General features: G+C 73.8%; 21 protein-coding genes. 9 read left to right on the top strand and 12 right to left on the bottom strand.

Translation table 11 applies throughout. The features are described from left to right. Positions 1–26 precede the first annotated feature (26 nt). The 3 genes from ACIPYQ_RS26785 to ACIPYQ_RS26775 are packed head-to-tail and all read right to left on the bottom strand — an operon-like array spanning position 27 to position 2,803. On the bottom strand, positions 27–767 hold the full coding sequence (locus ACIPYQ_RS26785) for an SseB family protein (RefSeq protein ID WP_361765623.1): 741 nt from the start codon (positions 765–767) through the stop codon (positions 27–29). Between the two features lie 21 nt (positions 768–788). Then, the gene (gene mycP, locus ACIPYQ_RS26780) at positions 789–2,012 is read right to left on the bottom strand and encodes a type VII secretion-associated serine protease mycosin (RefSeq protein ID WP_401255887.1); all 1,224 of its coding nucleotides are present in this window, start codon (positions 2,010–2,012) and stop codon (positions 789–791) included. Further along, complete coding sequence (locus ACIPYQ_RS26775) at positions 2,009–2,803, bottom strand: hypothetical protein (RefSeq protein WP_401255884.1); 795 nt, start codon at positions 2,801–2,803, stop codon at positions 2,009–2,011. Before ACIPYQ_RS26775 ends, mycP begins: the two co-directional genes overlap by 4 nt. Positions 2,804–2,946: 143 nt before the next feature. Between ACIPYQ_RS26775 and ACIPYQ_RS26770 the strand changes: the two genes are divergently transcribed. Further along, positions 2,947–4,149 (top strand): amino acid deaminase/aldolase, encoded by a 1,203-nt coding sequence (locus tag ACIPYQ_RS26770; RefSeq protein WP_401255882.1) that lies wholly within the window; start codon positions 2,947–2,949, stop codon positions 4,147–4,149. On the opposite strand, the gene ACIPYQ_RS26765 is transcribed toward ACIPYQ_RS26770, so the two are convergent. The 4 genes from ACIPYQ_RS26765 to ACIPYQ_RS26750 form a co-directional block, all read right to left on the bottom strand. After that, a complete protein-coding gene (locus ACIPYQ_RS26765) occupies positions 4,146–5,426 on the bottom strand; it encodes a haloacid dehalogenase-like hydrolase (RefSeq protein ID WP_401255879.1) in 1,281 nt (426 codons plus the stop codon). The genes ACIPYQ_RS26770 and ACIPYQ_RS26765 overlap by 4 nt on opposite strands. Positions 5,427–5,528: 102 nt before the next feature. Beyond that, a complete protein-coding gene (locus ACIPYQ_RS26760) occupies positions 5,529–6,323 on the bottom strand; it encodes a 3-oxoacyl-ACP reductase (protein ID WP_361764780.1) in 795 nt (264 codons plus the stop codon). 5 nt (positions 6,324–6,328) lie between these two features. After that, complete coding sequence (locus tag ACIPYQ_RS26755; protein ID WP_401255876.1) at positions 6,329–7,708, bottom strand: aldehyde dehydrogenase family protein; 1,380 nt, start codon at positions 7,706–7,708, stop codon at positions 6,329–6,331. Between the two features lie 46 nt (positions 7,709–7,754). Further along, positions 7,755–9,119, bottom strand: coding sequence for a glutamine synthetase family protein (locus ACIPYQ_RS26750; protein ID WP_361764785.1), 1,365 nt, complete (start codon positions 9,117–9,119; stop codon positions 7,755–7,757). A 77-nt stretch (positions 9,120–9,196) separates the two neighbouring features. Between ACIPYQ_RS26750 and ACIPYQ_RS26745 the strand changes: the two genes are divergently transcribed. The 3 genes from ACIPYQ_RS26745 (at position 9,197) to ACIPYQ_RS26735 (ending at position 12,348) form a co-directional block, all read left to right on the top strand. Then, a complete protein-coding gene (locus ACIPYQ_RS26745; RefSeq protein ID WP_401255872.1) occupies positions 9,197–9,943 on the top strand; it encodes a FadR/GntR family transcriptional regulator in 747 nt (248 codons plus the stop codon). Positions 9,944–10,113: 170 nt separating this feature from the next. After that, on the top strand, positions 10,114–11,595 hold the full coding sequence (gene eat / locus ACIPYQ_RS26740; RefSeq protein WP_361764791.1) for an ethanolamine permease: 1,482 nt from the start codon (positions 10,114–10,116) through the stop codon (positions 11,593–11,595). A 45-nt stretch (positions 11,596–11,640) separates the two neighbouring features. Beyond that, positions 11,641–12,348, top strand: coding sequence for a gamma-glutamyl-gamma-aminobutyrate hydrolase family protein (locus ACIPYQ_RS26735; protein ID WP_401255869.1), 708 nt, complete (start codon positions 11,641–11,643; stop codon positions 12,346–12,348). Between the two features lie 191 nt (positions 12,349–12,539). On the opposite strand, the gene ACIPYQ_RS26730 is transcribed toward ACIPYQ_RS26735, so the two are convergent. Beyond that, positions 12,540–13,463: a LysR family transcriptional regulator gene (locus tag ACIPYQ_RS26730; protein WP_401255866.1), complete on the bottom strand. Its 924-nt coding sequence runs from the start codon at positions 13,461–13,463 to the stop codon at positions 12,540–12,542. Positions 13,464–13,533: 70 nt separating this feature from the next. Between ACIPYQ_RS26730 and ACIPYQ_RS26725 the strand changes: the two genes are divergently transcribed. Next, positions 13,534–14,658 carry a TDT family transporter gene (locus tag ACIPYQ_RS26725; RefSeq protein WP_401255863.1) on the top strand — a complete coding sequence of 375 codons (1,125 nt, stop codon included), beginning with the start codon at positions 13,534–13,536 and terminating at the stop codon, positions 14,656–14,658. On the opposite strand, the gene ACIPYQ_RS26720 is transcribed toward ACIPYQ_RS26725, so the two are convergent. Continuing rightward, on the bottom strand, positions 14,627–15,373 hold the full coding sequence (locus ACIPYQ_RS26720; protein ID WP_401255860.1) for a helical backbone metal receptor: 747 nt from the start codon (positions 15,371–15,373) through the stop codon (positions 14,627–14,629). The two genes, ACIPYQ_RS26725 and ACIPYQ_RS26720, sit on opposite strands and share 32 nt — an antisense overlap. 4 nt (positions 15,374–15,377) lie before the next feature. Continuing rightward, entirely contained in the window at positions 15,378–15,926 is a 549-nt protein-coding gene (locus tag ACIPYQ_RS26715) for an XRE family transcriptional regulator (RefSeq protein ID WP_361764885.1), read from the bottom strand. A 265-nt stretch (positions 15,927–16,191) separates the two neighbouring features. On the opposite strand from ACIPYQ_RS26715, the gene ACIPYQ_RS26710 reads away from it, so the two are divergent. The 4 genes from ACIPYQ_RS26710 to ACIPYQ_RS26695 all read left to right on the top strand — a co-directional run bounded on the left by ACIPYQ_RS26710 (position 16,192) and on the right by ACIPYQ_RS26695 (position 20,818). After that, positions 16,192–17,097, top strand: a complete 906-nt coding sequence (locus ACIPYQ_RS26710; protein ID WP_401256366.1) for a 5'-3' exonuclease H3TH domain-containing protein — start codon at positions 16,192–16,194, stop codon at positions 17,095–17,097. 49 nt (positions 17,098–17,146) lie between these two features. Beyond that, complete coding sequence (locus tag ACIPYQ_RS26705) at positions 17,147–17,986, top strand: siderophore-interacting protein (RefSeq protein ID WP_401255858.1); 840 nt, start codon at positions 17,147–17,149, stop codon at positions 17,984–17,986. A 260-nt stretch (positions 17,987–18,246) separates the two neighbouring features. Beyond that, on the top strand, positions 18,247–19,800 hold the full coding sequence (locus tag ACIPYQ_RS26700; RefSeq protein WP_401255855.1) for a serine hydrolase: 1,554 nt from the start codon (positions 18,247–18,249) through the stop codon (positions 19,798–19,800). 19 nt (positions 19,801–19,819) lie between these two features. Beyond that, entirely contained in the window at positions 19,820–20,818 is a 999-nt protein-coding gene (locus tag ACIPYQ_RS26695) for a pseudouridine synthase (RefSeq protein ID WP_401255852.1), read from the top strand. Here the strand turns inward: ACIPYQ_RS26695 and ACIPYQ_RS26690 are convergent. Together ACIPYQ_RS26690 and ACIPYQ_RS26685 are read right to left on the bottom strand one after the other, a co-directional pair. Beyond that, positions 20,790–21,890, bottom strand: a complete 1,101-nt coding sequence (locus ACIPYQ_RS26690) for a CU044_5270 family protein (protein ID WP_401255849.1) — start codon at positions 21,888–21,890, stop codon at positions 20,790–20,792. The two genes, ACIPYQ_RS26695 and ACIPYQ_RS26690, sit on opposite strands and share 29 nt — an antisense overlap. Further along, positions 21,890–22,516, bottom strand: a complete 627-nt coding sequence (locus ACIPYQ_RS26685; RefSeq protein ID WP_401255846.1) for an RNA polymerase sigma factor — start codon at positions 22,514–22,516, stop codon at positions 21,890–21,892. The genes ACIPYQ_RS26690 and ACIPYQ_RS26685 overlap by 1 nt, the downstream gene beginning before the upstream one ends. Positions 22,517–22,535 lie beyond the last annotated feature (19 nt).

Genomic DNA, 22,535 nt, shown 5'->3' with positions numbered 1-22,535 from the left:
CGTATCGGCTCTCGGGGCCCTTCCGGTCAGCGGGTGAAGAGCGGTTCGCCGGGCGGAGCCGGGGCGTCCGGCGGCAGCAGCGCCAGGTCCAGCCCGCGCACCAGCCGGGCCCGCAGGGTGGTGTCCGCCGCCAGGGCCTCGGCGACGCGGCGGGCCGCGGCGGCCGCCTGCGCCCCGCCGGCCAGCACGATCGCGAGGGTGCCGTCGGCGTCCGCGCCGCCCGGGCCGAGGTGGGCGCGCAGTACGGCGGGCTCCGCGGACACGGCGGCCCGTACGGCCTCCCGTACGGCGGGGTCGGCCAGCGGGCCCGCGTCCGTACGGCCTTCGGCGAGGGCGAGCAGCGCGGGCCCGGTCAGCTGGTAGGTGACGGGCCCGGCCAGGTCCAGGACCACGGTGTCGGCCTTCTCGTGGGCGGCGGCGGCCAGGGCCTGGTGCAGTGGGACCGCCACCGGGCGGGCGGCCGGGTCCCAGAGCGCGAGCGAGGCGGTCGAGGTGAAGGCCGGCAGGGCCCGCCGGTCGCCCGCCCGCAGGGTCGGGACGGCCATGTCGCTGGTCTTCTCGCGCTTCAGGCCCGTCTCCGGGTCGGTCTCCACCTCGCCGAGGACGGCGACCACGGGGACCAGCAGCCTGGCCCCCTTGAGGGCGGCCAGCACCTCGGGCTCCTTGGCCCGGTCCTCGGACCAGGCGGCCAGGGCCGCGGTCAGCCGGGGATCGGCCGAGCCGTCGTCGTCGGAGAAGCCCGGGTCGGGAATGTTCTTGTTCGCCATGTTCGCCACAGTTACCCGACCCTACTGTGCCGGGTGCGAGGGCGCGGTGAGGGGTGCGCGGTCCCGGCCCCGGGTGCCCCGCCGCGGGCGGCGGCCCAGTACGGCGGCCAGTACGAGCAGCACCGCCCCCGCGACCGCGGCCGCCGGGGCACCGAGCCGGGCGCTGCGCTCGGGCGGCCGGACCGGTTCGGGACCGGGGCCGAAGTAGGGGCGCTCGGCCGCGGCGGGCGCGGGCACCGCGGCCTCGGGCTGCATCGCCTCCGCGACCTGGAGGGCGGCGGCGGGGTCCACCGTCCCGTGGCCGCGTGCGTCGTCGCGGCCGCCGGCCGGGGAGTCGGAGGCGGTGTCCTCCAGCAGCTTCTTGATCTGGGCCGGGGACAGGTCGGGGTGCGCGGCCTTGACGAGGGCCGCGGCGCCGGAGACGAAGGCCGCGGCGGCGCTGGTGCCCCAGCCCTCGTAGTACGAGCGGTCGGGGTCGGCGATGACCACGTCGACGCCGGGGGCGCTGACGGTGGCGTACCAGTTGCGGGTGGAGAACTTGGCCTTCTTGCCCCGGCGGTCGACGGCGGTCACGGCGATCACCCCCGGGTAGGCGGCCGGGTAGGACACGCGGTCGCCCGTTTCGCCGCCGTTGCCGGCGGAGGCGACGACGACCACGCCCTTGGCGAGCGCGTACTGGACGGCCTCGTCCTCGCCCGCCTCGTGGTGGGCGGATTCGCTGTCGTCGCCGAGGGACAGGTTGATCACGTCGGCGCCGTGGTCGGCTGCCCAGCGGATGCCCTCGGCGAGGGCTCCGCCCTTGCTGTCGCGGGCCTTGCCGCGGCCCGGGTCGCCCTCTTCGAGGATCACCCGGACCGGCAGGATCCGGGCCTGCGGGGCGATCCCGAGGACGCCCTGGCCGCGGCTGGGGCCGTGGCCGTGCCCGGCGATGATGCTCGCCATGGCGGTGCCGTGGCGGGCCCACGAGCGGTCGCCGCGGCCGGCGCCCATGCCGATGAGGTCGGTGCCTTCGAGGACCTGCCCCGCGAGGTCGGGGTGGGAGTCGTCGACCCCGGTGTCGAGGACGGCGACGGTCACCCCGTCGCCGCGGGTGGTGCCCCAGGCCTCCTCGGCGCGCAGCGCGAGCAGCCCCCACTGGCGGTCGCGGATGGTGTCGGCGGTGGCCGGGAACGCGGTGGCGGCCGTGAGGAGGGCGGCGGCGGTCAGGGCGGCGGCGGCCTGCCCGAGCGCCCGGTGCGGGGTCATCGGCGGGCCTTCGGGGCGGGTGTGACGGGCGGTGCGGCGAGGAGGGCCACGGCGTGCCCGATGCGGTCGGCGACCGCCTTGGCCTCGTGGCCGAGTCCGGCCCGGGCGGCGGCTCCGGTGGCGTCCTTCTTCATCAGGTCCTCGGCGGGGCGGGGCGCGTCCAGGGGGCGGCCGTCGGCGAAGGCGGAGACGGTGTAGACGACGACGGGGGCCTCGTCGAGGACGGACGCGGCCCATGCCGCGCGCTGGGCGTCGGTGAATCCGTACGCGGCCGGGGCGGTGATCCGCCCGGTGAGGGCGGTCATCGCGGGGGCGTCGCCGGGGGTGAAGACCAGGCCGACGGTGGTCAGGGAGCTGCGGGTGGCGTCGGTGTAGGTGGCGCGGAGCACGCGGGTGCAGCCGGTGGCGGCCAACAGGCCCTGCCAGTCGGCGGCGAGGCCGGACGCGCAGTCGGCGTCGGGGGCGAGCGCGATGCGGGTCCACGTCCGGTCCGCGCCGCCGGGGCCGGCCGCGGGGCCGGTGACGACGGGCGGCAGGAGCTGGTCCACGGGCGCGGACCGCCACAGCGACCCGGCCTTGCGGTAGGCGGCGTCGGCGGGCAACGGGCGGTTCTCGGCGCGGTGTTCCGCCCAGGTGGTGACGGCGGCTCCGCCGACGAGGCCGCCCCCGAGGAGGAGGCAGAGCGCGGCGGCGAGGACGCGTCCGGGGTGGCGGCGCGGCGGGGTGTGCAGGGGCTGGGACCAGGGGTCGGGCTCGCCCGGGATCGTGGTCCGCGGTGTCGTCGTGGTCATCCGGCGGCTCCGCCCCCCGTTCCGTACGGCTGCCTGCCCGTACTCTACGGGGTCCCCGACGGGGGGCCGCGGGGCCGGTGTCCCCGCCTCCGGGCGCCGTCGACCCCTACCCACCGGTAGAGACCTCTGGCAAGCTGCCGCCCATGAACTCCCCCGCCGCCGACCGCGCCCGGTACGACCGGGCGACCGCGCACCTGGACGCGCCGCTGGCCCTCGTGGATCTCGAAGCCTTCGACGCCAATGCCGACGACCTCGTGCGCCGGGCCGGCGGGAAGCCGGTCCGGGTCGCGAGCAAGTCGGTCCGCTGCCGCGCGCTGCTCGAACGCGTGCTGGCCCGGCCCGGGTTCGCCGGGATCATGTCGTACACCCTGGCCGAGTCGCTGTGGCTGGCCCGGTCCGGGTTCGAGGACGTGCTCCTGGCGTACCCCTCCGCCGACCGGGCCGGCTTCGGCGAGCTGGCGAACGACGCCAAGCTGGCCGGTGCGGTCACGGTGATGGTCGACGATCCCGCGCAGCTGGAGCTGATGGACGGGGCCCGTGACGGGGGCGCCGAGGAGATCCGCGTCTGTCTGGAACTGGACACCGCCCTGCAGCTGTTCGGCGGCCGGGTACGGGTCGGGGCCCGCCGGTCCCCGCTGCGCGAGCCGGCCGAGCTGGCCGCGCTGGCCCGTACGGTCGCCGCCCGGCCGGGCTTCCGGGTGGTGGGCCTGATGGCGTACGAGGGCCACGTCGCCGGGGTCGGGGACGCACTGGCCGGCCGGCCGCTGCGCTCCCGCGCCATCCGGCTGATGCAGGGCGCGGCCCGCAGGGAGCTCGCGGCGCGGCGGGCCGAGGTGGTGCGGGCCGTGCGGGCCGTCGTACCGGACCTGGAGTTCGTCAACGGCGGCGGGACCGGCAGCGTGCAGCAGACCGCCGCCGAGGACGCGGTGACGGAGGTGGCGGCCGGGTCGGGGCTGTACCTGCCGCGGCTCTTCGACAACTACAGCTCCTTCAGCGGGCGTCCGGCGGCGCTGTTCGCCCAGCCGGTGGTGCGCAGGCCCGGTGTGGGCGTGGTGACGGTGCTCGGGGGCGGCTACCCGGCCTCGGGTGCGGCCGGCGCCGACCGGCTGCCGGTTCCGTACCTGCCGCAGGGGCTGCGCTACGACCCCCAGGAGGGGGCCGGCGAGGTGCAGACCCCGCTGCTGGGCGGCCCGGCCGACGATCTGCTGATCGGCGACCGGGTCTGGTTCCGGCACGCGAAGGCGGGCGAGCTGTGCGAGCGCTTCGACACGCTGCACCTGGTGGAGGGCGACCGGGTGACGGCCACCGCCCCGACCTACCGGGGCGAGGGCCGCACCTTCCTCTAGCCGTTCCTCTGGAAGACCGAGTCCGTCTGGTCCGGGATGACGCTGGTGTCGCCGCGCAGGACCGGCCCCTTGGTGCCGTCGTGGTCGACGTAGCCCGTCGTCGCGCACGGGTAGGGGGCGGTCTTCTGCGGCTTGGGCTCGATGAACATGGGGTTGACGATCCAGCGGCCGTCGCTGTTGTCGTAGGCCCGGCACATCAGCTCGTTCTTGTTGCGGTTGACGACGAGCCGCAGGGCGGTGGCGTCGCGCAGGAAGGAGATGTCGGTGTCGGAGTCGCCGGCGGCGAACACCTGGCGGCGGGCGGCGGGCCGGACCTTCTCGGCGGCCGCTCCGCGGACGCCGAAGACCTCCTTGTTGATCCAGCAGCGCTTGCCGTCGATGTAGGTGATCATCGTGTCGGCGCCGTCCCGGACGGATCCGCAGCCCTGCAGGTGGGAGGTGAACTTCCCGCCGCGGGTGGTGGTGTTGCGGATGCCTATCACGTGGTCCGCGTCGATGCCGACGCCCTCGGCCCACACCTCGACGACCGGCTGGGGCGAGGCCGAGCTGATCCAGACGTCGAAGCCGGACTTCTGCAGGGCGCCGATCAGGTCCTTCTGCTGGTCGTAGTAGCGCACCCAGCCGGTGGCGGTGCCGCTGCCGACCCGCTGCGCGGCGCCGACGGGCGCGGCGAGGTTCTCGGCACGGGCGGCGGCGGCGAAGCCGCGGATCTCGCGGGCGGTCCAGCCCTGCATCAGCTGGGGCAGCCAGGCGTACGAGGGTTCGGTGGTGCGGCGGTCCCAGCCGGCGAAGGCGGCGGCTCCGGTGCGGGTGGCGGCGGTCCCGTAGACGGCGTTGATCTCGTCCGCGCAGCCGGTTCCCGCGGGGGTGCCGGTGGGCAGCGGGGCGCCGGGGCGGGCGAGTGCGTCGCAGGCGGCGGCGAGGGCCCCGGCCGCGGCGGGGGTGAGGTGGCGGCTGGTGGCGGCCCAGTCGGCGGGGCGGCGGATCTTCCCGTTGCGCAGCAGCCAGAACATGGTGGCGTCGCCGACGTCGTTCTTGACGACGGTGTTGTCCCAGTCGAAGACGGCGACGGGCCTGGCGCGGTCCGGCCGGTACGGATTGCAGCTGCCGTACCGGTCGATCAGCTGCTGCAGGCGCGCCTGGTTGTCCCCGTACCAGCCGGAGCCGACCGTCACCCGGCGGCAGTGGCTCTGGTCCGCCTCGGCGGGCGGGGCCAGCAGGAGTCCGGAGCCGGCGGCCGCCACGAGGGCGAGGGTGGCGGTTCTGTTGCTGCGCATGCTGCTCCTCGGGGTTCGGGCACGGAACGGCCGGGCGCCTCGCGGCGCCCGGCCGGCTCGGAACGGGGTGCTCTGCTGCGGGGTGGTCCACAGCGCAGTGGTCTACAGCGGGGTGACGTACGCGCCCGAGATGCCGCCGTCGACGAGGAAGTCGGTGGCGTTGATGAAGGAGGAGTCGTCGCTGGCGAGGAAGGCGACGGCGGCGGCGATCTCGGTGGGCTCGGCGAAGCGGCCCAGCGGGATGTGCACGAGGCGGCGGGCGGCGCGCTCGGGGTCCTTCGCGAACAGCTCCTGGAGCAGCGGGGTGTTGACCGGCCCTGGGCACAGGGCGTTGACGCGGATGCCCTCGCGGGCGAACTGCACGCCGAGCTCGCGCGACATGGCCAGGACGCCGCCCTTGGAGGCGGTGTAGGAGATCTGGGAGGTCGCGGCGCCCATGATGGCCACGAAGGAGGCGGTGTTGATGATGGAGCCGCGGCCCTGGCGCTGCATGTAGGGCAGGGCGGCCTTGCAGCACAGGTAGACGGAGGTGAGGTTGACGTCCTGGACGCGCCGCCAGGCGTCGAGCTCGGTGGTGAGGATGGAGTCGTCGTCCGGCGGCGAGATGCCCGCGTTGTTGAAGGCGATGTCGACGGAGCCGTAGGTGTCGAAGGCCGTCTTGAACAGGGCGTCGACCTGCTCCTTGTCGGTGACGTCGACCTTCACGTAGGTCCCGCCGACCTCCTCGGCGGCGGCCTTGCCGGCGGTCTCGTCGATGTCGGCGCAGACGATGTTGGCGCCCTCGGACGCGAGGCGCCGGGCGGTGGCGAGGCCGATGCCGCTGCCGGCTCCGGTGATGACGGCGGTACGGCCGACCAGGCGGCGGCAGACGATCTCTTCAGGGGTCTGGCTGGTCATGTTCTTCAGGCCTCCGTGCTGATGAAGACGTTCTTGGTCTCGGTGAATGCGGTGAGGGCGTCGGGTCCGAGCTCGCGGCCGAGGCCGGACTGCTTGTAGCCGCCGAAGGGGGTCCAGTAGCGGACGCTGCTGTGGGAGTTGACGGACAGGTTGCCCGCGGCGACGGCGCGCGAGACGCGCAGGGCGCGGCCGATGTCGCGGGTCCAGAGGGAGCCGGAGAGCCCGTACTCGGTCGCGTTGGCCAGGCGTACGGCGTCCTCCTCGTCCTCGAAGGGCAGGACGACGGCGACCGGGCCGAAGACCTCCTCGGCGGCCACGGGTGCGGTGGGGGCGACGTCCGTGACGAGGGTCGGCGGGTACCAGAAGCCGGGGCCCTCGGGTGCGGTGCCGCGGATGGCGGTGAGGTCGTCGGTGACGAAGGACCGTACGCGGTCCAGCTGGGTCCGCGAGATCAGCGGGCCCATCTGCGTCTTCTCGTCGAGCGGGTCGCCGACGGCCACCGCGGCGATGCCGGGGGCGACGAGCTCCAGGAAGCGGTCGTAGACGGAGCGCTGTACGAGGATCCGGGTGCGGGCGCAGCAGTCCTGGCCGGTGTTGTCGAGGAAGGACATCGGGGCGGCGGCCGCGGCGGCCTCCAGGTCCGCGTCGGCGAAGACGATGTTGGGGCTCTTGCCGCCGAGTTCGAGGGTGACGCGCTTCACCCGGTCGGCGCACTTGGCCATGATCTGCTTGCCGACGCGGGTGGAGCCGGTGAAGACGATCTTGGCGACGCCGGGGTGTTCGACGAGCGCGTCGCCCGCGACCGCCCCGTGGCCGGGGAGCACCTGGAAGAGGTGCTCGGGGATCCCGGCTTCGAGGGCGAGTTCGGCGAGGCGCAGCGCGGTCAGCGGGGTGGTCTCGGCGGGCTTGAGGATGACGGCGTTGCCGGCGGCGAGGGCCGGGGCCAGGCCCCAGGCGGCGATCGGCATGGGGAAGTTCCAGGGGGCGATCACGCCGATGACGCCGAGGGGTTCGAGGAAGGTGACGTCGATGCCGCCGGCGACGGGGATCTGGCGGCCGGAGAGCCGTTCCACTCCCCCGGCGGCGAAGTCGAGGAGGTCGCGTACGTTGCCGGCTTCCCAGCGGGCGTTGCCGATGGTGTGGCCGGCTTCGCGGACCTCCAGCTGCGCCAGTTCCTCGACGTGGCCGTCGACGACGGCGGCGAAGCGGCGCAGCAGCCGGGCCCGGTCGGCGGGGGCGGCGGCCGCCCAGGCGCGCTGGGCCGTGGCGGCCCGGGCGACGGCGGCGTCGACATCGTCCCGTGTGGCGGCCGGGACGATGGCGACGGTTTCCTCGGTGGCCGGGTTCAGCACTCGCAGGGTGAGTGGGGCCAGCTCATCGGACACGTGTTGCCTCACAGACTTTCGGTGGTTCGGCGGGGCGGCGGGGCGGTTAGAGGCGTTCGAAGGAGCGGCGCAGCTCCCAGTCGGTCACCGCGGAGTCGTACGCGTCGAGTTCCACGCGGGCCATGTTCCGGTAGTGGGCGACCACTTCGGGGCCGAAGGCCGCCTTGGCGATCTCGCTGTTCTCCCAGAGCTCGGCGGCCTCGCGCAGGGTGGCGGGGACGTGCGCGTAGTCGGCCGTGTAGGCGTTGCCGCCGCAGGCCTCGGGCAGCTCCAGCCGGTTCTCGATGCCGTAGAGACCGGCCGCGACCAGGCCGGAGACGGCGAGGTACGGGTTGACGTCGCCGCCGGGGAGGCGGTTCTCGAAGCGCATGGAGCGGCCGTGGCCGACGACCCGCAGCGCGCAGGTCCGGTTGTCCACGCCCCAGGCGACGGCGGTCGGCGCGAAGGATCCCGGCCGGAAACGCTTGTACGAATTGATGTTGGGGGCGTAGAGAAGGGAGAAGTCGCGCAGCGCGGCCAGCTGGCCGGCCAGGAAGTGCCGCATCACCGGTGACATTCCGCCTGGTCCGTCCCCGGCCATCGCATTGCGTCCGTCGGTATCAGCGAGCGAGAGGTGGATGTGACAGGAGTTGCCCTCGCGCTCGTCGAACTTCGCCATGAAGGTGAGCGAGACGCCTTCCTGGGCCGCGATCTCCTTCGCCCCGGTCTTGTAGACGGAGTGCTGGTCGCAGGTGGTCAGCGCCTCGTCGTAGCGGAAGGCGATCTCGTGCTGGCCGAGGTTGCACTCCCCCTTGGCCGACTCGACGATCAGTCCCGCGGCCTGCATCTCGTTGCGGATGCGGCGCAGCAGGGGTTCGACGCGGCCGGTCCCGAGGACGGAGTAGTCGATGTTGTACTGGTTGGCGGGGGTCAGGCCGCGGTAGTTGGCGTTCCAGGCTTGCTCGTAGGTGTCCTGGAAGACCATGAACTCCAGCTCGGTGCCGACCATCGCCGTGTACCCGTGTTCGGCGAGGCGCTCCAGCTGGCGGCGCAGGATCTGCCGGGGCGCGGCGACGACGGGCGTGCCGTCGTTCCAGGCGAGGTCGGCGATGAGGAAGGCGCTGCCGGGGTTCCAGGGGATGCGGCGCAGGGTGGCGAGGTCGGGGTGCATGGCGAAGTCGCCGTAGCCCCGGTCCCAGGAGGACATCTCGTACCCGTCGACGGTGTTCATGTCGGTGTCGACGGCGAGAAGGTAGTTGCAGCCCTCGGTGCCGTGTTCGAGGACCTCGTCGAGGAAGAACTGTGCGGCGAACCGCTTGCCCTGGAGCCGCCCCTGCATGTCGGGGAAGGCCAGGACCACTGTGTCGATCTCGCCGCTGGCGACGAGGGAGCGGAGCTCCTCGGGCGCGAGCGGCGGCGTGCGGTCTACCACTGGAATCTCTCCTTCGGTGAGCCGAGTGCGCCTAAGGTATTGAATAGAACCATTGCTTGGGAAGGGGAGGAGCCGAGATGACCGATACGGCGAGTGAAGGCGACGCGATCGCGCGGCTGAATCCCGTACTGCGGCAGGTGCGGGCGGGCAACGGCTTCGAGGAGGCGCTGGAGCAGATCCTCCAGGTGGTCCGGCTGGGTCTGGTACCGGGCGGCGAACGCCTTCCGCCCGAGCGCGAACTGGCCGAGCGGATGGGGATCAGCCGGGTCACCCTGCGCGAGGTGCTGAAGGTCCTGCAGGACCAGGGCCTGGTCGAGGCCCGGCGCGGACGGTACGGCGGGACGTTCGTGCTGCCCCGCCCCGACACCCCGGCGGGCGGCGCCGAGGAAGAGCTGCGCCGGCGCGTCGCGGGCGTGGACATCGAGGACGCGCTGCGCTTCCGCGAGGTGCTGGAGGTGGGGGCGGCCGGGCTGTGCGCCTCCCAGGGGCTGACCGAGGAGGGCTCCGAGCGGCTGCTCGCCGCGCTGGGGGCCACGCACGACGCCCAGCTCGCCGACTACCGCCGCCAGGACACGCTCTTCCACCTGACCCTGTGCGAGCTCGCCGGATCCGCCACCCTCACGGCCCAGTACGCGGCCGTCCGCGCCACCGTCAACGACCTGCTGGACTGCATCCCGCTGCTCGTGCGCAACCTGGAGCACTCGCAGCAGCAGCACACCGCGCTGGTGGAGTCGGTCCTGGCCAGGGACGCGCCGGGGGCGCGCGAGACCATGCGCGAGCACTGCTGCGGCACGGCCGCGCTGCTGCGGGGCTTCCTGGCCTGAGCGGAACCGGAACGGGGCCCGAGGGGCACCGGAACGGGGCCGGGAGCGGAACCGGAACGGGGGGCCCGGGAGGTTTTCGTAACTTCTGTTTAACGCAGAGGTCTTGCGCTCTCCACCCCACTAGAGCAAAGGTACGCCCCACAACCATTGCCCTGAGGCAGGAGCGCACGATGGCCGACGACATCGAGGCACGGCTGGCAGCCGTACCCGCACCCACCAAGTCCGCCGAGGACGGCGGCGCAGCCACGGACGACTACCTGGAGCGCCGCACCCTGCGCCGGGGCAGCGCCGGCTGGCTGCTCCTGACCGGCCTCGGCGTCGCCTACGTCGTCTCCGGCGACTTCTCCGGCTGGAACGTCGGCCTCGACAAGGGCGGCTTCGGCGGCCTCGCCATCGCCACCGTCCTCATGGGTGCGATGTACGCCTGCCTGGTCTTCTCCCTCGCGGAGCTGTCCACCATCCTGCCGACGGCGGGCGGCGGCTACGGTTTCGCCCGCCGCGCGCTGGGCCCCTGGGGCGGCTTCCTCACCGGCACCGCCATCCTCATCGAGTACATCCTGGCCCCGGCCGCGATCGTCATCTTCATCGGCGACTACGTCGAATCCCTCGGCCTCTTCGGCCTGACCTCCAGCTGGCCGGTCTACCTCGGCTGCTTCGTCGTCTTCATCGGCGTCCACCTCTGGGGCGTGGGCGAGGCCCTCCGCTTCAGCCTCGTCGTGACCGCGATCGCCGTCGCCGCGCTGCTCATCTTCGCCGTGGGCGCCTTCACCGAGTTCAGCGCCGACGGCCTCAACGACATCCCCGTCGACCCGGAGGCCTTCGGCTCGAACTCCTGGCTGCCGCTCGGCGTCCTCGGCATCTGGGCCGCCTTCCCCTTCGGCATGTGGTTCTTCCTCGGCGTCGAAGGCGTACCGCTGGCGGCCGAGGAGGCCAAGGACCCGGTCCGCTCCATGCCGAAGGCCCTGGCCATCTCCATGGGCATCCTCGCCCTGCTGGCGCTGATCACCTTCTTCGCCGCGACCGGCGCCCAGGGCGCCGACGCCGTCAAGGCGGCCGGCAACCCGCTGGTCGTCGCCCTGGAGGGGGACGACGGCCCCACCGCGCTGAGCCGCTTCGTGAACTACGCGGGCCTCGCCGGCCTCGTGGCCTCCTTCTTCTCCCTCATCTACGCGGGCTCGCGCCAGCTCTTCGCCCTCTCCCGGGCCGGCTACCTGCCCCGCTTCCTCTCGCTCACCTCGAAGCGCAAGGCCCCGTACCTGGGTCTCGTCATCCCCGGCGCGATCGGCTTCGCCCTGGCCGCCGCCACCGGGAACGGCGCGCGCATGCTGAACATCGCGGTGTTCGGCGCGACCATCTCCTACGCCCTGATGGCCCTCTCGCACATCGTGCTGCGCCGCCGGGAGCCCGACCTGGAGCGCCCGTACCGCACCCCCGGCGGGATCCTGACCTCCTCGGTGGCCTTCACACTCGCCCTGTCGGCCCTGGTCGCCACCTTCCTGGTGGACAAGGACGCGGCGTTCATCGCCCTGGCCGTGTACGCCGTCGCCCTCGCCTACTTCGCGTTCTACAGTCGGCACCACCTCGTGGCCTCGGCGCCCGAGGAGGAGTTCGCGGCTCTGGCGGAAGCCGAGGCGGAACTGAGCCGTGACTGAAACCCTGTTCCTGCCCTGCCCGGACCCCTGCTGGAGGTAACGAACGTGCCCAGGCCGCTCATCGGCATCACCACCTACGTCGAGGAATCCACCCGCTACGGGGTGTGGGACCTCCCGACGTCCCTCGTACCGACCGGGTACTACGAGCTCGTCCAGGCGGCGGGCGGCGCGGCCGTGCTGCTCCCGCCGGACGAACCCGGGTCGGCGGCGGAGGTGCTGAGCCGGGTGGACGGCCTGGTGGTCGCGGGCGGCCCGGACGTGGACCCGGTCCACTACGGCGCCGCGCGCGACCCCCGTACGGGTGCCCCCGCGACGGTCCGCGACCACTGGGAACTGGCCCTGATCGCCGCCGCACTCGAGTCGGACACCCCCGTACTCGGCATCTGCCGGGGCATGCAGGCGCTGAACGTGGCCCTGGGCGGCACCCTGATCCAGCACATCGACGGCCACGTCGACGCACCGGGCGGCACCTCCTGGCACCCGGTCCGCCCGGTCCCGGGCACCCGGTACGCGGAGCTGGTCCCGGAGGAGGCACAGGTCCCGACCTACCACCACCAGGCCGTCGACCGCCTGGGCCGCGGCCTGGTGGTCTCGGCCCACGCGCTGGACGGCACGGTGGAGGCGATCGAGGTCCCCGACCCCGAGCGGTGGATCCTGGGCGTCCAGTGGCACCCGGAACGGGACAAGGACACCCGGGTGATGTCATCCCTGATCGAAGCCGCCCACGCCCGCGCGGCGGTCCCGGTGTCCTGACGGCGCGGCCCCAACCCCGCATCTTCAAGCCCCGCCGCCGATTGAGCCCCGGGCCTTTCAGCCTCGCCGGCGTTTGAGGCGTGGGGGTCCCCCCGGACGGAGTCTGGGGCGGAGCCCCGGTCCTTAAGCCTCGCCGGCGATTGAGGCGCGGGGCGCGGGGCGGAAGCCCCCGCGCGGGGTGCGGCCCCCGGCTAGGCCAGGCTGCGGGTCAGCGACAGCAGGTCGCGGGCCGGGCCGGCCGGGCGGGAGCCGGCCGGCCAGACGGCGCGCAGGGCCCGGCCGAGCCCCGCACCCGACACCGGCACCTCCACCAGCCGCCGCGACGCCAGCTCGTCCCCCACCGCCAGCTCCGACAGAACGCACGGCCCCGCACCGCTCAGCGCCGCAGCCTTCACCGCGGTGGTCGAGGCCAGTTCCAGCAGCGGCGCCGCCAGCCCCCCGCACCCGGCCAGCGCAGCGTCCAGCACCTGCCGCGTCCCCGAGCCCCGCTCCCGCAGGATCAGCGGCATCGCCGCCAGTTCCGCCGCCTCGACCCCCCGCGTGCGCCGCGCCCACGCGTGCCCCGGCGCCACCGCGACCACCAGCCGGTCCTGTGCGATCACCGCCGAGTCCAGCCCTTCCGGCACCGTCAGCCCCTCCACGAAGCCGAGGTCGGCCTCGTGCGTGAGGACCCGTTCGGCGACGACCGCCGAGTTCCCGGCGTGCAGCGAGACCGCCGTGTCCGGCCGCTCCCCGCGCAGCGCGATCAGCCACCCCGGCAGCAGGTACTCCGCGATCGTCATGCTGGCCGCCACCCGCAGCCGCGAGTCCCGCCGGCCCCGCAGGGCCTGCGCGCCCGCGTCGAAGGCCTCCGCCGCCTCCACCACCCGCCGGGCCCAGTCCGTGACCAGCGCGCCCTCGGCCGTCAGCGTCGACCCGCGCGGAGAACGGTCCACCAGGGCCACGCCGAGCCGCGTCTCCATCGCCCGGATCCGGCTGCTCGCCGCGGGCTGGGTGATGCCCAGCCGCCGGGCCGCGCCGCTCAGGCTGCCGACCCGCGCGACCGCGAGCAGCAGTTCCAGCGCGCCCAGGTCCGGCACCCGGTGCGCCAGCGGAACCCACTCCTCATTACCCATAACATCAGTTTATGACCTCATAGAGGGATGGCCTCTGCCGCCCCGTCCGCCCCGGCGCGAGGCTGGAGCCATGGCCACCACCCTCGTGCGACCCCGCACCACGATTTCCCGGCTGCCCGCCGCCCACAAGGCTCCCGCGCTCCGGCACCTCGGCCCCAACTGGTACGCGTCCGTCATGGGCACGGCGATCATCGCCAACGCCGGCGCGACCCTCCCGTACCAGCTGCCCGGGCAGCGCGTGGCCTGCCAGCTCCTCTGGGCCCTGTCCGCCGCCGTCCTCGCCGTCCTGCTCACCGCGCGAGCCGGCCACTGGATCCACCACCGCGACCAGGCCCGCGCCCACCTCCTCGACCCCGCCGTCGCCCCCTTCTACGGCTGTCTGTCGATGGCCCTGCTGGCCGTCGGCGGCGGCACCCTCATCGTCGGCAAGGACCTCATCGGGACCGGCGCGGCCGTCGCCGTGGACGCCGTCCTCTTCACCGTCGGCACCGCGATAGGCCTGGTCATGGCCGTAGCCGTGCCCTACCTGATGGTGGTGCGCCACAAGGTCGAGCCCCGCCAGGCCACTCCCGTCTGGCTGCTCCCCCTGGTCGCCCCGATGGTCTCCGCGGCCCTCGGCCCCCTGCTGGTCCCCCACCTGCCCGCCGGCCAGCCCCGCGAGGCCCTGCTGCTCGCCTGCTACGCCATGTTCGGCATCAGCCTGCTCGCCACCCTGCTGATGCTCCCCCTGATCTTCGGCCGGCTGATCGTCGGCGGGCCCCTGCCCCTCGCCCTGACCCCCACCCTCTTCCTGGTCCTCGGCCCCCTCGGCCAGTCCACCACCGCCGTGAACCAGCTCGCCGACGTCGCCCACCAGTCGATCGGCGCCCCCTACGCCGGAGCGATGAGCGCCTTCGCCGTGGTCTACGGGGTCCCCGTGATGGGGTTCGCACTGCTGTGGCTGGCCCTCGCCGCGGCCATGCTGGTGCGGGCCGCCCGGAACGGCATGGGCTTCGCGATGACCTGGTGGGCCCTCACCTTCCCCGTCGGCACCTGCGTCACCGGCGCCACCGGCCTGGCCCACCACACCGGCCTGACCGCCTTCGCCTGGCTCGCCACCGCACTGTTCCTCGCCCTGCTGACCGCCTGGCTGCTGGCCGCCGCCCACACCCTGCGCGGCCTGTTCACCGGCCGCCTGCTCGCCGCCCCCCGCTAGGCAAAGCCCCTCGCAGCGCCTGCGCCAGTACCGCCGGCGCCGTGGCCAGCGAGGGTCCGTACCAGGTCAGGTGCCGGCCGTCGACGAGGGCGGCCGACAGGCCGGGGAAGGCCTCCGGGCCGTCCTCGGCCGTGAAGCGGTACGGCTCGTCGGGCAGCACCACCAGATCGCAGCCACTGGCCGCCAGTTCCTCCACCGGCACCCGGGGATACCGCTCCGGGTGCCCGGCGTACACGTTGCGGACGCCCAGCCGCGCCAGCAGGTCCCCCGCGAAGGTGTCCCGGCCCAGCACCATCCACGGCCGCCGCCAGATCGGCACGAAAGCGGTGAGCGCGCCGACCGGTTCCGCCCGGCCCCACGCACGCTCGGCGTCCGCCAGCCACCCCGGCCTCGTCAGCCCCAGCGCCCCCACCAGCACCCGGTCCAGCTCCCGCAGCGCCTGCGGGAGGTCCCGTACCTCGGTGACCAGCACCTCCAGCCCGGCCGCCCGCAGCGCCGCGAGGTCCGGGGCCCGGTTCTCCTCCTCGTTGGCGATCACCAGGTCGGGGCGCAGCTCCGCGATCCTCCGTACGTCGGGGTTCTTCGTGCCCCCGATCCGCACCGCGTCCCCGAGGTCCGCGGGGTGCGTGCACCAGTCCGTGACCCCGGCCAGCAGGCCCGGGGCGCTCACGGCCACCGCCTCCGTCAGCGAGGGCACCAGCGAGACGACGCGCACCGGCTCAGTGCCCGGGCGAAGGCGGCTCGGAGGTGGCGTGGATGTGCTCGCCCACCGCGACCACCAGGATCCGGGTGTCCTCGGTGACGGCCCGCCAGCGGTGGCGCACGCCCCCGGACAGGAACAGCGCGTCGCCGCTCTCCAGCCGGTAGGCCCGCCCCTCCGCCTCCACCTGGCAGGCGCCCTCGACCACGTACATCAGCTCGTCGTTGCGGTGCTGGTACTCGCGGCCGGCGTCCTGGTCCCCGGTGAACTCCAGGGCGTGCAGCTGGTGGTGCCCGCGCACGAGGGGCCGTACGCCGTGGACCGGGCCCAGCCCGGAGGCGTCGCCGGCCCGTACGAGGTCCACCGTGCGCGCGGTGTCGGACGCGGCCAGCAGTTCGACGGCCGTGGTCTCCAGCGCGTCCGCGACCCGCTCCAGGGACCGCATGCTGGGCCGGGCCCGCTCGTTCTCTATCTGGCTCAGGAAGGGCACCGACAGGCCGCTGCGCGCCGACACGGCGGCCAGCGTGAGGTGCAGCGCGCGGCGCCGCTTGCGCACGGCGACTCCCACCCGCAGCGGCTCCTTGCCGTCCTTGTCCTTGCTCTTCTCGTCCCGGTCGGTCAGCTTGCGGCCCAGGCCGTCCGTACCGTCGGTGCCGTCCCTGTCGTTCATGTCGGGGCTGCCCTCCCCATGTCCGTCGCACATCGGTGTGCTGTAAGCACCTTACGCAGCAACCGGCCCCGGTTTCGCGTGCACGGGCCTTCCCGTACCCGACCGCTCACGGTCCGTGCCGAAGGGTTGCGGCATCATCGTCTCCGTGACGACACGACGCCTGATGCTCCTGGACACCGCCTCCCTCTACTACCGCGCCTACTTCGGTGTGCCGGACTCCGTGAAGGCCCCCGACGGCACCCCGGTCAACGCCGTGCGCGGGCTGCTCGACTTCATCGGCCGGCTCGTGCAGGACCACCGCCCGGACGATCTGGTGGCGTGCATGGACGCCGACTGGCGCCCGCACTGGCGGGTGGAGCTGATCCCCTCCTACAAGGCCCACCGGGTCGCCGAGGAGACCGAGAGCGGACCCGACGTCGAGGAGACCCCGGACACCCTCGCCCCCCAGGTCCCCGTCATCGAGACCGCGCTGGACGCCTTCGGCATCGCCCGGGTGGGCGTCGCCGGATACGAGGCGGACGACGTGATCGGCACCCTAACGGCCCGCGCTAGTGGCCCGGTGGACATCGTCACGGGCGACCGCGACCTCTACCAGCTGGTGGACGACGCCCGGCAGCGCCGGGTCCTGTACCCCCTGAAGGGCGTCGGCACCCTCCAGGTGACCGACGAGGCCTGGCTGCGCGAGAAGTACGGGGTCGACGGCCCCGGCTACGCGGACCTGGCGCTGCTGCGCGGGGACCCGAGCGACGGCCTGCCGGGCGTCCCCGGCATCGGCGAGAAGACGGCGGCGAAGCTCCTCGACGCGTACGGCAGCCTGGCCGGGATCATCGCCGCGGTCGACGACCCGAAGTCGAAGCTGACCCCTACTCAGCGCAAGCGGCTGGACGAGTCGCGACCGTATCTGGCCGTGGCCCCGAAGGTGGTCCAGGTGGCTTCGGACGTGCCGCTGCCGCCCTTCGATCCGGCCCTTCCGAAGGCTCCCGCGCAGCCCGAACTGGTCGAGGCACTAGCCCATCGGTGGGGTCTCGGTGGAGCAGTCTCCCGGCTGAGCAGTGCACTGCTCCACTGAGGTGCTAACTTAGGTAAGGCTAAGTTTCAGGGGAGTCAGGGGAGACACCGTGGCAGAAGGACGCGCCCGCACCGTCGGCACCGCCGTCGTCGTACGCACCGAGCGGCTCTCGCCGCACATGGTGCGGCTCGTGCTGGGCGGTGAGGGCCTGGCCGAATTCGGCGCGGGCGAGTACACCGACCATTACGTCAAGATCCTCTTTCCCCCGACCGGCGTCGTCTACCCGGAGCCCTGGGACCTCGAGGAGATCCGCGCCCACTTCCCGCGGGCCCAGTGGCCGCGCCAGCGCGCGTACACCGTACGGAGCTGGGACCAGGCGCACCTGGAGCTGACCCTCGACTTCGTCGTCCACGGCGACGAGGGCGTGGCCGGCCCCTGGGCGGCGCGGGTGCAGCCGGGCGAGCGCGTGCACTTCCTCGGCCCCGGCGGCGCCTACGCCCCGGACCCGACGGCCGCCTGGCACCTCCTCGTCGGCGACGAGAGCGCGCTGCCGGCGATCGCCGCGGCGATGGAGCGGATGCCGGCGGGCGCCCGGGTCCACGCCTTCGTGGAGATCGAGGGCCCGCAGGACGAGCTGAAGGTCGCCACCCCGGACGGCGTGGTCCCGGTCTGGCTCCACCGCGCCGGCCGCCCGGTCGGCGAAGCACTGGTGGAGGCGGTCACCGCCCTGGCGTTCCCCTCCACGGACGTCCACGCCTTCGTCCACGGCGAGGCCGGCTTCGTCAAGGACCTCCGCCGCCACCTCCGCCTGGAACGCGGCATCCCCCGCGAACGCCTCTCGATCTCGGGCTACTGGCGCCTGGGCGAAACGGACGAGGGCTGGCGCGCGATCAAGCGCGACTGGAACGCCACCATCGAAGCCGAACAGGACCACGCCGCAGCGGCGTAACCTTCCTGCGCCCACCCCAGCCCCGCCTGCGCTTGAGGCGCGGGGCCTGGGGCGGAGCCCCGGCATTCCAGCCCCGCCGCCCCACCCCAGCCCCGCCGGCGTTTGAGGCGCGGGGTCTGGGGCGGAGCCCCGGCATTCCAGCCCCGCCGGCGTTTGAGGCGCGGGGGCTCGGGGGCAGCGCCCCCGCAACGGTGCCGCGCAGACGGCCCCGGCAGGAGCCACCCCGCGCGCCCCCACCCGTCCGGCAGGACAATGGCGCCATGCGTACGCTCCGCGCACTCGCGGCAGCCGCCACCACGGCCCTGCTCACCGCCACCGCGGCAACCGCCGCCGCCGCGGCAACCGCCGCGCCCACCCCACCGCCCCCACCCCGGCCCCTGATCAGCGACGACGCAGTCGACAAGGCCGTCGCCCGCCTCGACCGCACCGTCGCGGACATGATGCGCCGCACCGGCGTCCCCGGCGTGTCCGTGGCCGTCGTCCACGACGACGAGGTCGTCCACCTCAAGGGCTACGGGCTGCGCAGAACCGGCGAGAGCGCCGAGGTCGGCCCCGACACCGTCTTCCAGATCGCGTCCCTCTCCAAGCCCGTCTCCTCCACGGTGGTGGCCGGCGCCCTCACCGGCCCCGACGAGTGGGACAGCCGCACCACCCTTCCCGGGTTCTCCCTCAAGGACCCCTGGGTCACCGACCACGTCACCACCACCGACCTGTTCTCGCACCGCAGCGGCCTGCCCGACCACGCCGGCGACCTCCTCGAAGACCTCGGCTACGACCAGGCGTACGTCCTCGACCACCTGCGCCTCGAAGCCCTCGCCCCGTTCCGCGCGAGCTACGCCTACACCAACTTCGGGTTCACCGCGGCCGCCGAGGCCGTGGCCCGCGCCAAGGGCAGCAGCTGGCAGAAGCTCAGCGCGGACACCCTCTTCAAGCCCGCCGGCATGACCCGTACGAGCACCGAGTTCTCCGCCTTCGTCAACTCCCCCGACCACGCCTCCACCCACGTCAAGAACCCGGACGGCACCTGGAGCCCCCGCTACGTCCGCGACCCGGACGCCCAGGCCCCGGCCGGCGGCGTCAGCTCCACCGCCACCGACATGGCCCGCTGGCTGCGGCTGCAGCTGGCCGGCGGCACCCTCGACGGGAAGCGGATCGTCCCCGCCGACACCCTCGCCCGCACCCACCTGCCCGAGATCGTGTCGCAGCCGGCCAACGCGGTGGGCACCACCAGCTTCTACGGGCTCGGCTGGAACGTGAGTTACGACAGCGCCGGCCGCCTGCGCCTGAGCCACTCCGGCGCCTTCGAACTCGGCGCCAACACCAACGTCACCATGCTCCCCCTGGAGCAGCTCGGCATCGTCGTCCTGACCAACGGCGCCCCGGTCGGCCTCCCCGACGCCGTGGCCCTGGACTTCTTCGACTTCGCCGAGCACGGCAAGGTCAGCACCGACTGGCTGGCCCTGGCCGCGTCCGCCTACGCCCAGGCGCTCGAGGACCCGGGCCGCTCCACCACCGACTACGCCCACCCGCCCGTCGGCGCGAAGCCCGCCCGGGACAGCGCCGCGTACACCGGCACCTACGACAACCCCTACTACGGCAAGGCGACCGTGACCGCGGCCGACGACGGCGCGCTCACCCTGGCCCTCGGCCCGAAGCCGCTGCGCTTCCCGCTCACCCACTACGACGGGGACACCTTCAGCTTCGAGACCACGGGCGAGAACGCGGTCGGCCGCACCGGGGTGACCTTCGCCGACGGCACGCTCCGCGTCGAGTACCTCGACGTCAACCACCTGGGCACCTTCACCCAGCCGTAGCCGCATAGCCTGTCCCCCGATGAGACGCAGAGCCCAGGCACCCCCCTCGCCCCTCCCCCAGCGGTCCGGCATCGACCCGGTCCGGCTGCGGCTGCCGCCCGACCCGGACGGGATCTGGCCGGACCTCGGCGCCTACCTCACCGCCCGCTACGCCGGCACCCGCGGCGCCGATTCCATCGCACGCCTGCTGGCCGCCGGCCGGGTGCTCGGCCCCGGCGGGCGGATCCTGCACGCGGGGGACCCGTACGAGCCGGGCGGCTACCTGTGGTTCCACCGGGACATGGAGCCCGAGCCGCGGGTGCCCTTCGCGGTCCGCGTCGTCCACCGGGACCCGCACCTGCTGGTCGTGGACAAACCGCACTTCCTGGCGACCACCCCGCGCGGCAGCCACATCACCGAGACCGCCCTGGCCCGGCTCCGCGAGGAGCTGGACCTGCCCGCGCTCAGCCCGGCGCACCGGCTGGACCGGCTGACGGCGGGGCTGGTGATGTTCAGCATCCGGCCCGAGGACCGCGGCGCGTACCAGCTGCTCTTCCAGCGGCGCGAGGTCCACAAGGAGTACGAGGCCCTCGCCCTGCACGACCCCGCGCTCGCCCCCGCCTTCCCGCGCACGGTCCGCAGCCGGATCGAGAAGGCCCGCGGGGTGATCGCGGCGACCGAGGTGCCCGGCGCCGAGCCCAACGCCGAGAGCCTGATCGAACTGACCGGCACCCGGGGGGACCTGGGCCGCTACCGGCTGACCCCGCACACCGGCCGCACCCACCAGCTGCGGGTGCACATGAACGGCCTGGGCCTGCCCATCCTGGGCGACCCGGTGTACCCGCGGGTCACCGACCCGGCCCCGGACGACTACCGCAGGCCGCTGCAGCTCCTGGCCCGGGTCCTGGAGTTCACCGACCCGGTCACCGGGACCGCCCACCGGTTCGAGAGCGGTCGCACCCTCCAGGCCTGGCACGACCGCTCCGGCTGGGAGGCCGGTACCGAGCCGGTCAGCGGGATCCGGCGGGAGTCTCCTTGATCCGGTCGACGACCGCGCGGGTCAGGACGGCGCTGGTGGACACGACCGTGCCGGGCTTGATCAGGCCCCCCTCGCCCGCGCTGCCGCTGACCTGGACCGTGCGTTCGCCGAGGAACACGAGGCTGTCCTTGTCGAAGATCCATTCGGTGCGCTGCCCGGAGGTCTCGTCCAGGTGGGCGACCGCGACCCCGTGGCGGCCCACCGCGTCGACCGCCTCGTCCACCTGGACCACGCCGGGGATCTTCGCGGCGGCCTTGTAGAGCGCGGCCGTGAGGGCGGCCGGCGGGTGGCTCGCACGCAGCAGGTCGCCGATCGTGGTGAAGGCCTCCTGGTCGGGGGTCCTGCCCATGCCCTGGGTCTCGGTGTAGATCTTCCGCAGCAGCACGTCGGGGTCGGTGGGCAGCGTGGCGAGGTAGTCGTGGGTGGGCGCGTTGAGGTACGGCTGCGGGGGCTTGCCCGACTTGGTCTTGCGGTCCAGGGTGAAGCCCTCGGGGCCGGTGTTGCCGGGCTCGATCAGCCAGCCCCTGGCGCCGTCCGGGGAGTTCCAGGTCTGGCGCAGGTGCGGCTCCTCGCTGACCAGGGTGTTCTTGCCGCGGTCCGTCCGCACGTACGTGCTGGCCTGCTGCACACCGATGTAGATGTACTGGTCCTTGCGCACCGCCGGCCCGGAGACCTCGGCCGCGGCGAGCGAGATCCGGTCCAGGAGCTGCGCGGCCCCGGCGGGGTTCGCGGCGCCGATCCGGGTGGTCAGGACGGGGCCCGTGGCGATCGCGGTGACCGTGTCGCCCTGGTCGGACAGGACCTGGACGCCGGCCACCACCGTGCCGGCCAGGACGCAGACGGCCACGGGCAGGAGGATCGCGCGGCGCAGCTGCGGGCCGAGCCGCTTCGTGGTGCGGGCGGGGGCGGCGCCGGCGGTGCGGCGGTCGCCGAGGTCGTCCTGGATCATGGTCATGAGGCGCTCCTTGTGGAACCGGTGGCGGTCCGCCGGAAGCTCCCGCTCGACGTGCGGCAGGAGATGCGCGCGCTCTTCCCGCTCGCCGGGCTGGGGCTGGGAAAGGTTGGCGTTCATCAGATTCCCTCCTGTGCGGACCGGACCGCGTTCGTGCGGTCGCCATGTGTCTGTCGCGGGCGACCGCCGGGTTCCCGTCTTTTCTTCTTCAGTTCCGCGTCGGCGAGTTTGCGCAGCTTGGCGCGGGCCCGGGACAGCCGGGAGCGGACGGTGCCGACCGGGATGCCGAGGACCCGCGCGGCGTCGGCGTACTCCAGTCCCTCCCCCAGGCACAGGAGGAGGACTTCGCGCTCGGGCCTGCGCAGCGCGCTCAGCCGGCTCAGCGTGACGGCGATGCGCTGCCGGTCGTCGAGTCGGCCGGCCACCTCGTCCGCGTGGTCGGGAACGGCCGCGGCCGCCGCGGCGCCTGCGGCGGCTGCGGCCGCCGCCCGGTAACGCCGGTTGCTCCGGCAGTGGTTGCGGGCGATGTTGGTGGTGATGCCGAGGAGCCACGGCCGGAGCGAGCCCCCTTCGGGGTCCACCCGGGCGCGCAGCCGCCACGCCTCCATGAAGGCGGCCGACATGACGTCCTCCGCGACGGACCAGTCCCCGGTCAGCCGGAAGGCATGGTTGTACAGGGTGCGGGCATGGCCGTCGAACAGCTCCGCGAAGGCCTCGGGATCCCCGGACCGCACCCGGGTTCGCATTTCTGTGGTCACTCCTGTC

The sequence above is a fragment of the Streptomyces sp. NPDC090045 genome, assembly GCF_044747975.1.
In the GTDB taxonomy this organism is placed as follows: domain Bacteria; phylum Actinomycetota; class Actinomycetes; order Streptomycetales; family Streptomycetaceae; genus Streptomyces.
The sequence above is the reverse complement of the archived record's forward strand: the minus strand, read 5'-3'. Positions and strand labels throughout refer to the sequence as shown.

Bases quoted from the DNA above. Each gene is read 5' to 3' on its own strand.
- ACIPYQ_RS26690 (WP_401255849.1), bottom strand. From the start codon at position 21,890: ATGAACGCCAACCTTTCCCAGCCCCAGCCCGGCGAGCGGGAAGAGCGC.
- ACIPYQ_RS26725 (WP_401255863.1), top strand. From the start codon at position 13,534: ATGGCCACCACCCTCGTGCGACCCCGCACCACGATTTCCCGGCTGCCC.
- ACIPYQ_RS26710 (WP_401256366.1), top strand. From the start codon at position 16,192: ATGCTCCTGGACACCGCCTCCCTCTACTACCGCGCCTACTTCGGTGTG.
- mycP (WP_401255887.1), bottom strand. From the start codon at position 2,012: ATGACCCCGCACCGGGCGCTCGGGCAGGCCGCCGCCGCCCTGACCGCC.
- ACIPYQ_RS26685 (WP_401255846.1), bottom strand. From the start codon at position 22,516: ATGCGAACCCGGGTGCGGTCCGGGGATCCCGAGGCCTTCGCGGAGCTG.
- ACIPYQ_RS26730 (WP_401255866.1), bottom strand. From the start codon at position 13,463: ATGGGTAATGAGGAGTGGGTTCCGCTGGCGCACCGGGTGCCGGACCTG.
- ACIPYQ_RS26770 (WP_401255882.1), top strand. From the start codon at position 2,947: ATGAACTCCCCCGCCGCCGACCGCGCCCGGTACGACCGGGCGACCGCG.
- ACIPYQ_RS26760 (WP_361764780.1), bottom strand. From the start codon at position 6,323: ATGACCAGCCAGACCCCTGAAGAGATCGTCTGCCGCCGCCTGGTCGGC.
- ACIPYQ_RS26695 (WP_401255852.1), top strand. From the start codon at position 19,820: ATGAGACGCAGAGCCCAGGCACCCCCCTCGCCCCTCCCCCAGCGGTCC.
- eat (WP_361764791.1), top strand. From the start codon at position 10,114: ATGGCCGACGACATCGAGGCACGGCTGGCAGCCGTACCCGCACCCACC.
- ACIPYQ_RS26775 (WP_401255884.1), bottom strand. From the start codon at position 2,803: ATGACCACGACGACACCGCGGACCACGATCCCGGGCGAGCCCGACCCC.
- ACIPYQ_RS26745 (WP_401255872.1), top strand. From the start codon at position 9,197: ATGACCGATACGGCGAGTGAAGGCGACGCGATCGCGCGGCTGAATCCC.
- ACIPYQ_RS26700 (WP_401255855.1), top strand. From the start codon at position 18,247: ATGCGTACGCTCCGCGCACTCGCGGCAGCCGCCACCACGGCCCTGCTC.
- ACIPYQ_RS26765 (WP_401255879.1), bottom strand. From the start codon at position 5,426: ATGCGCAGCAACAGAACCGCCACCCTCGCCCTCGTGGCGGCCGCCGGC.
- ACIPYQ_RS26785 (WP_361765623.1), bottom strand. From the start codon at position 767: ATGGCGAACAAGAACATTCCCGACCCGGGCTTCTCCGACGACGACGGC.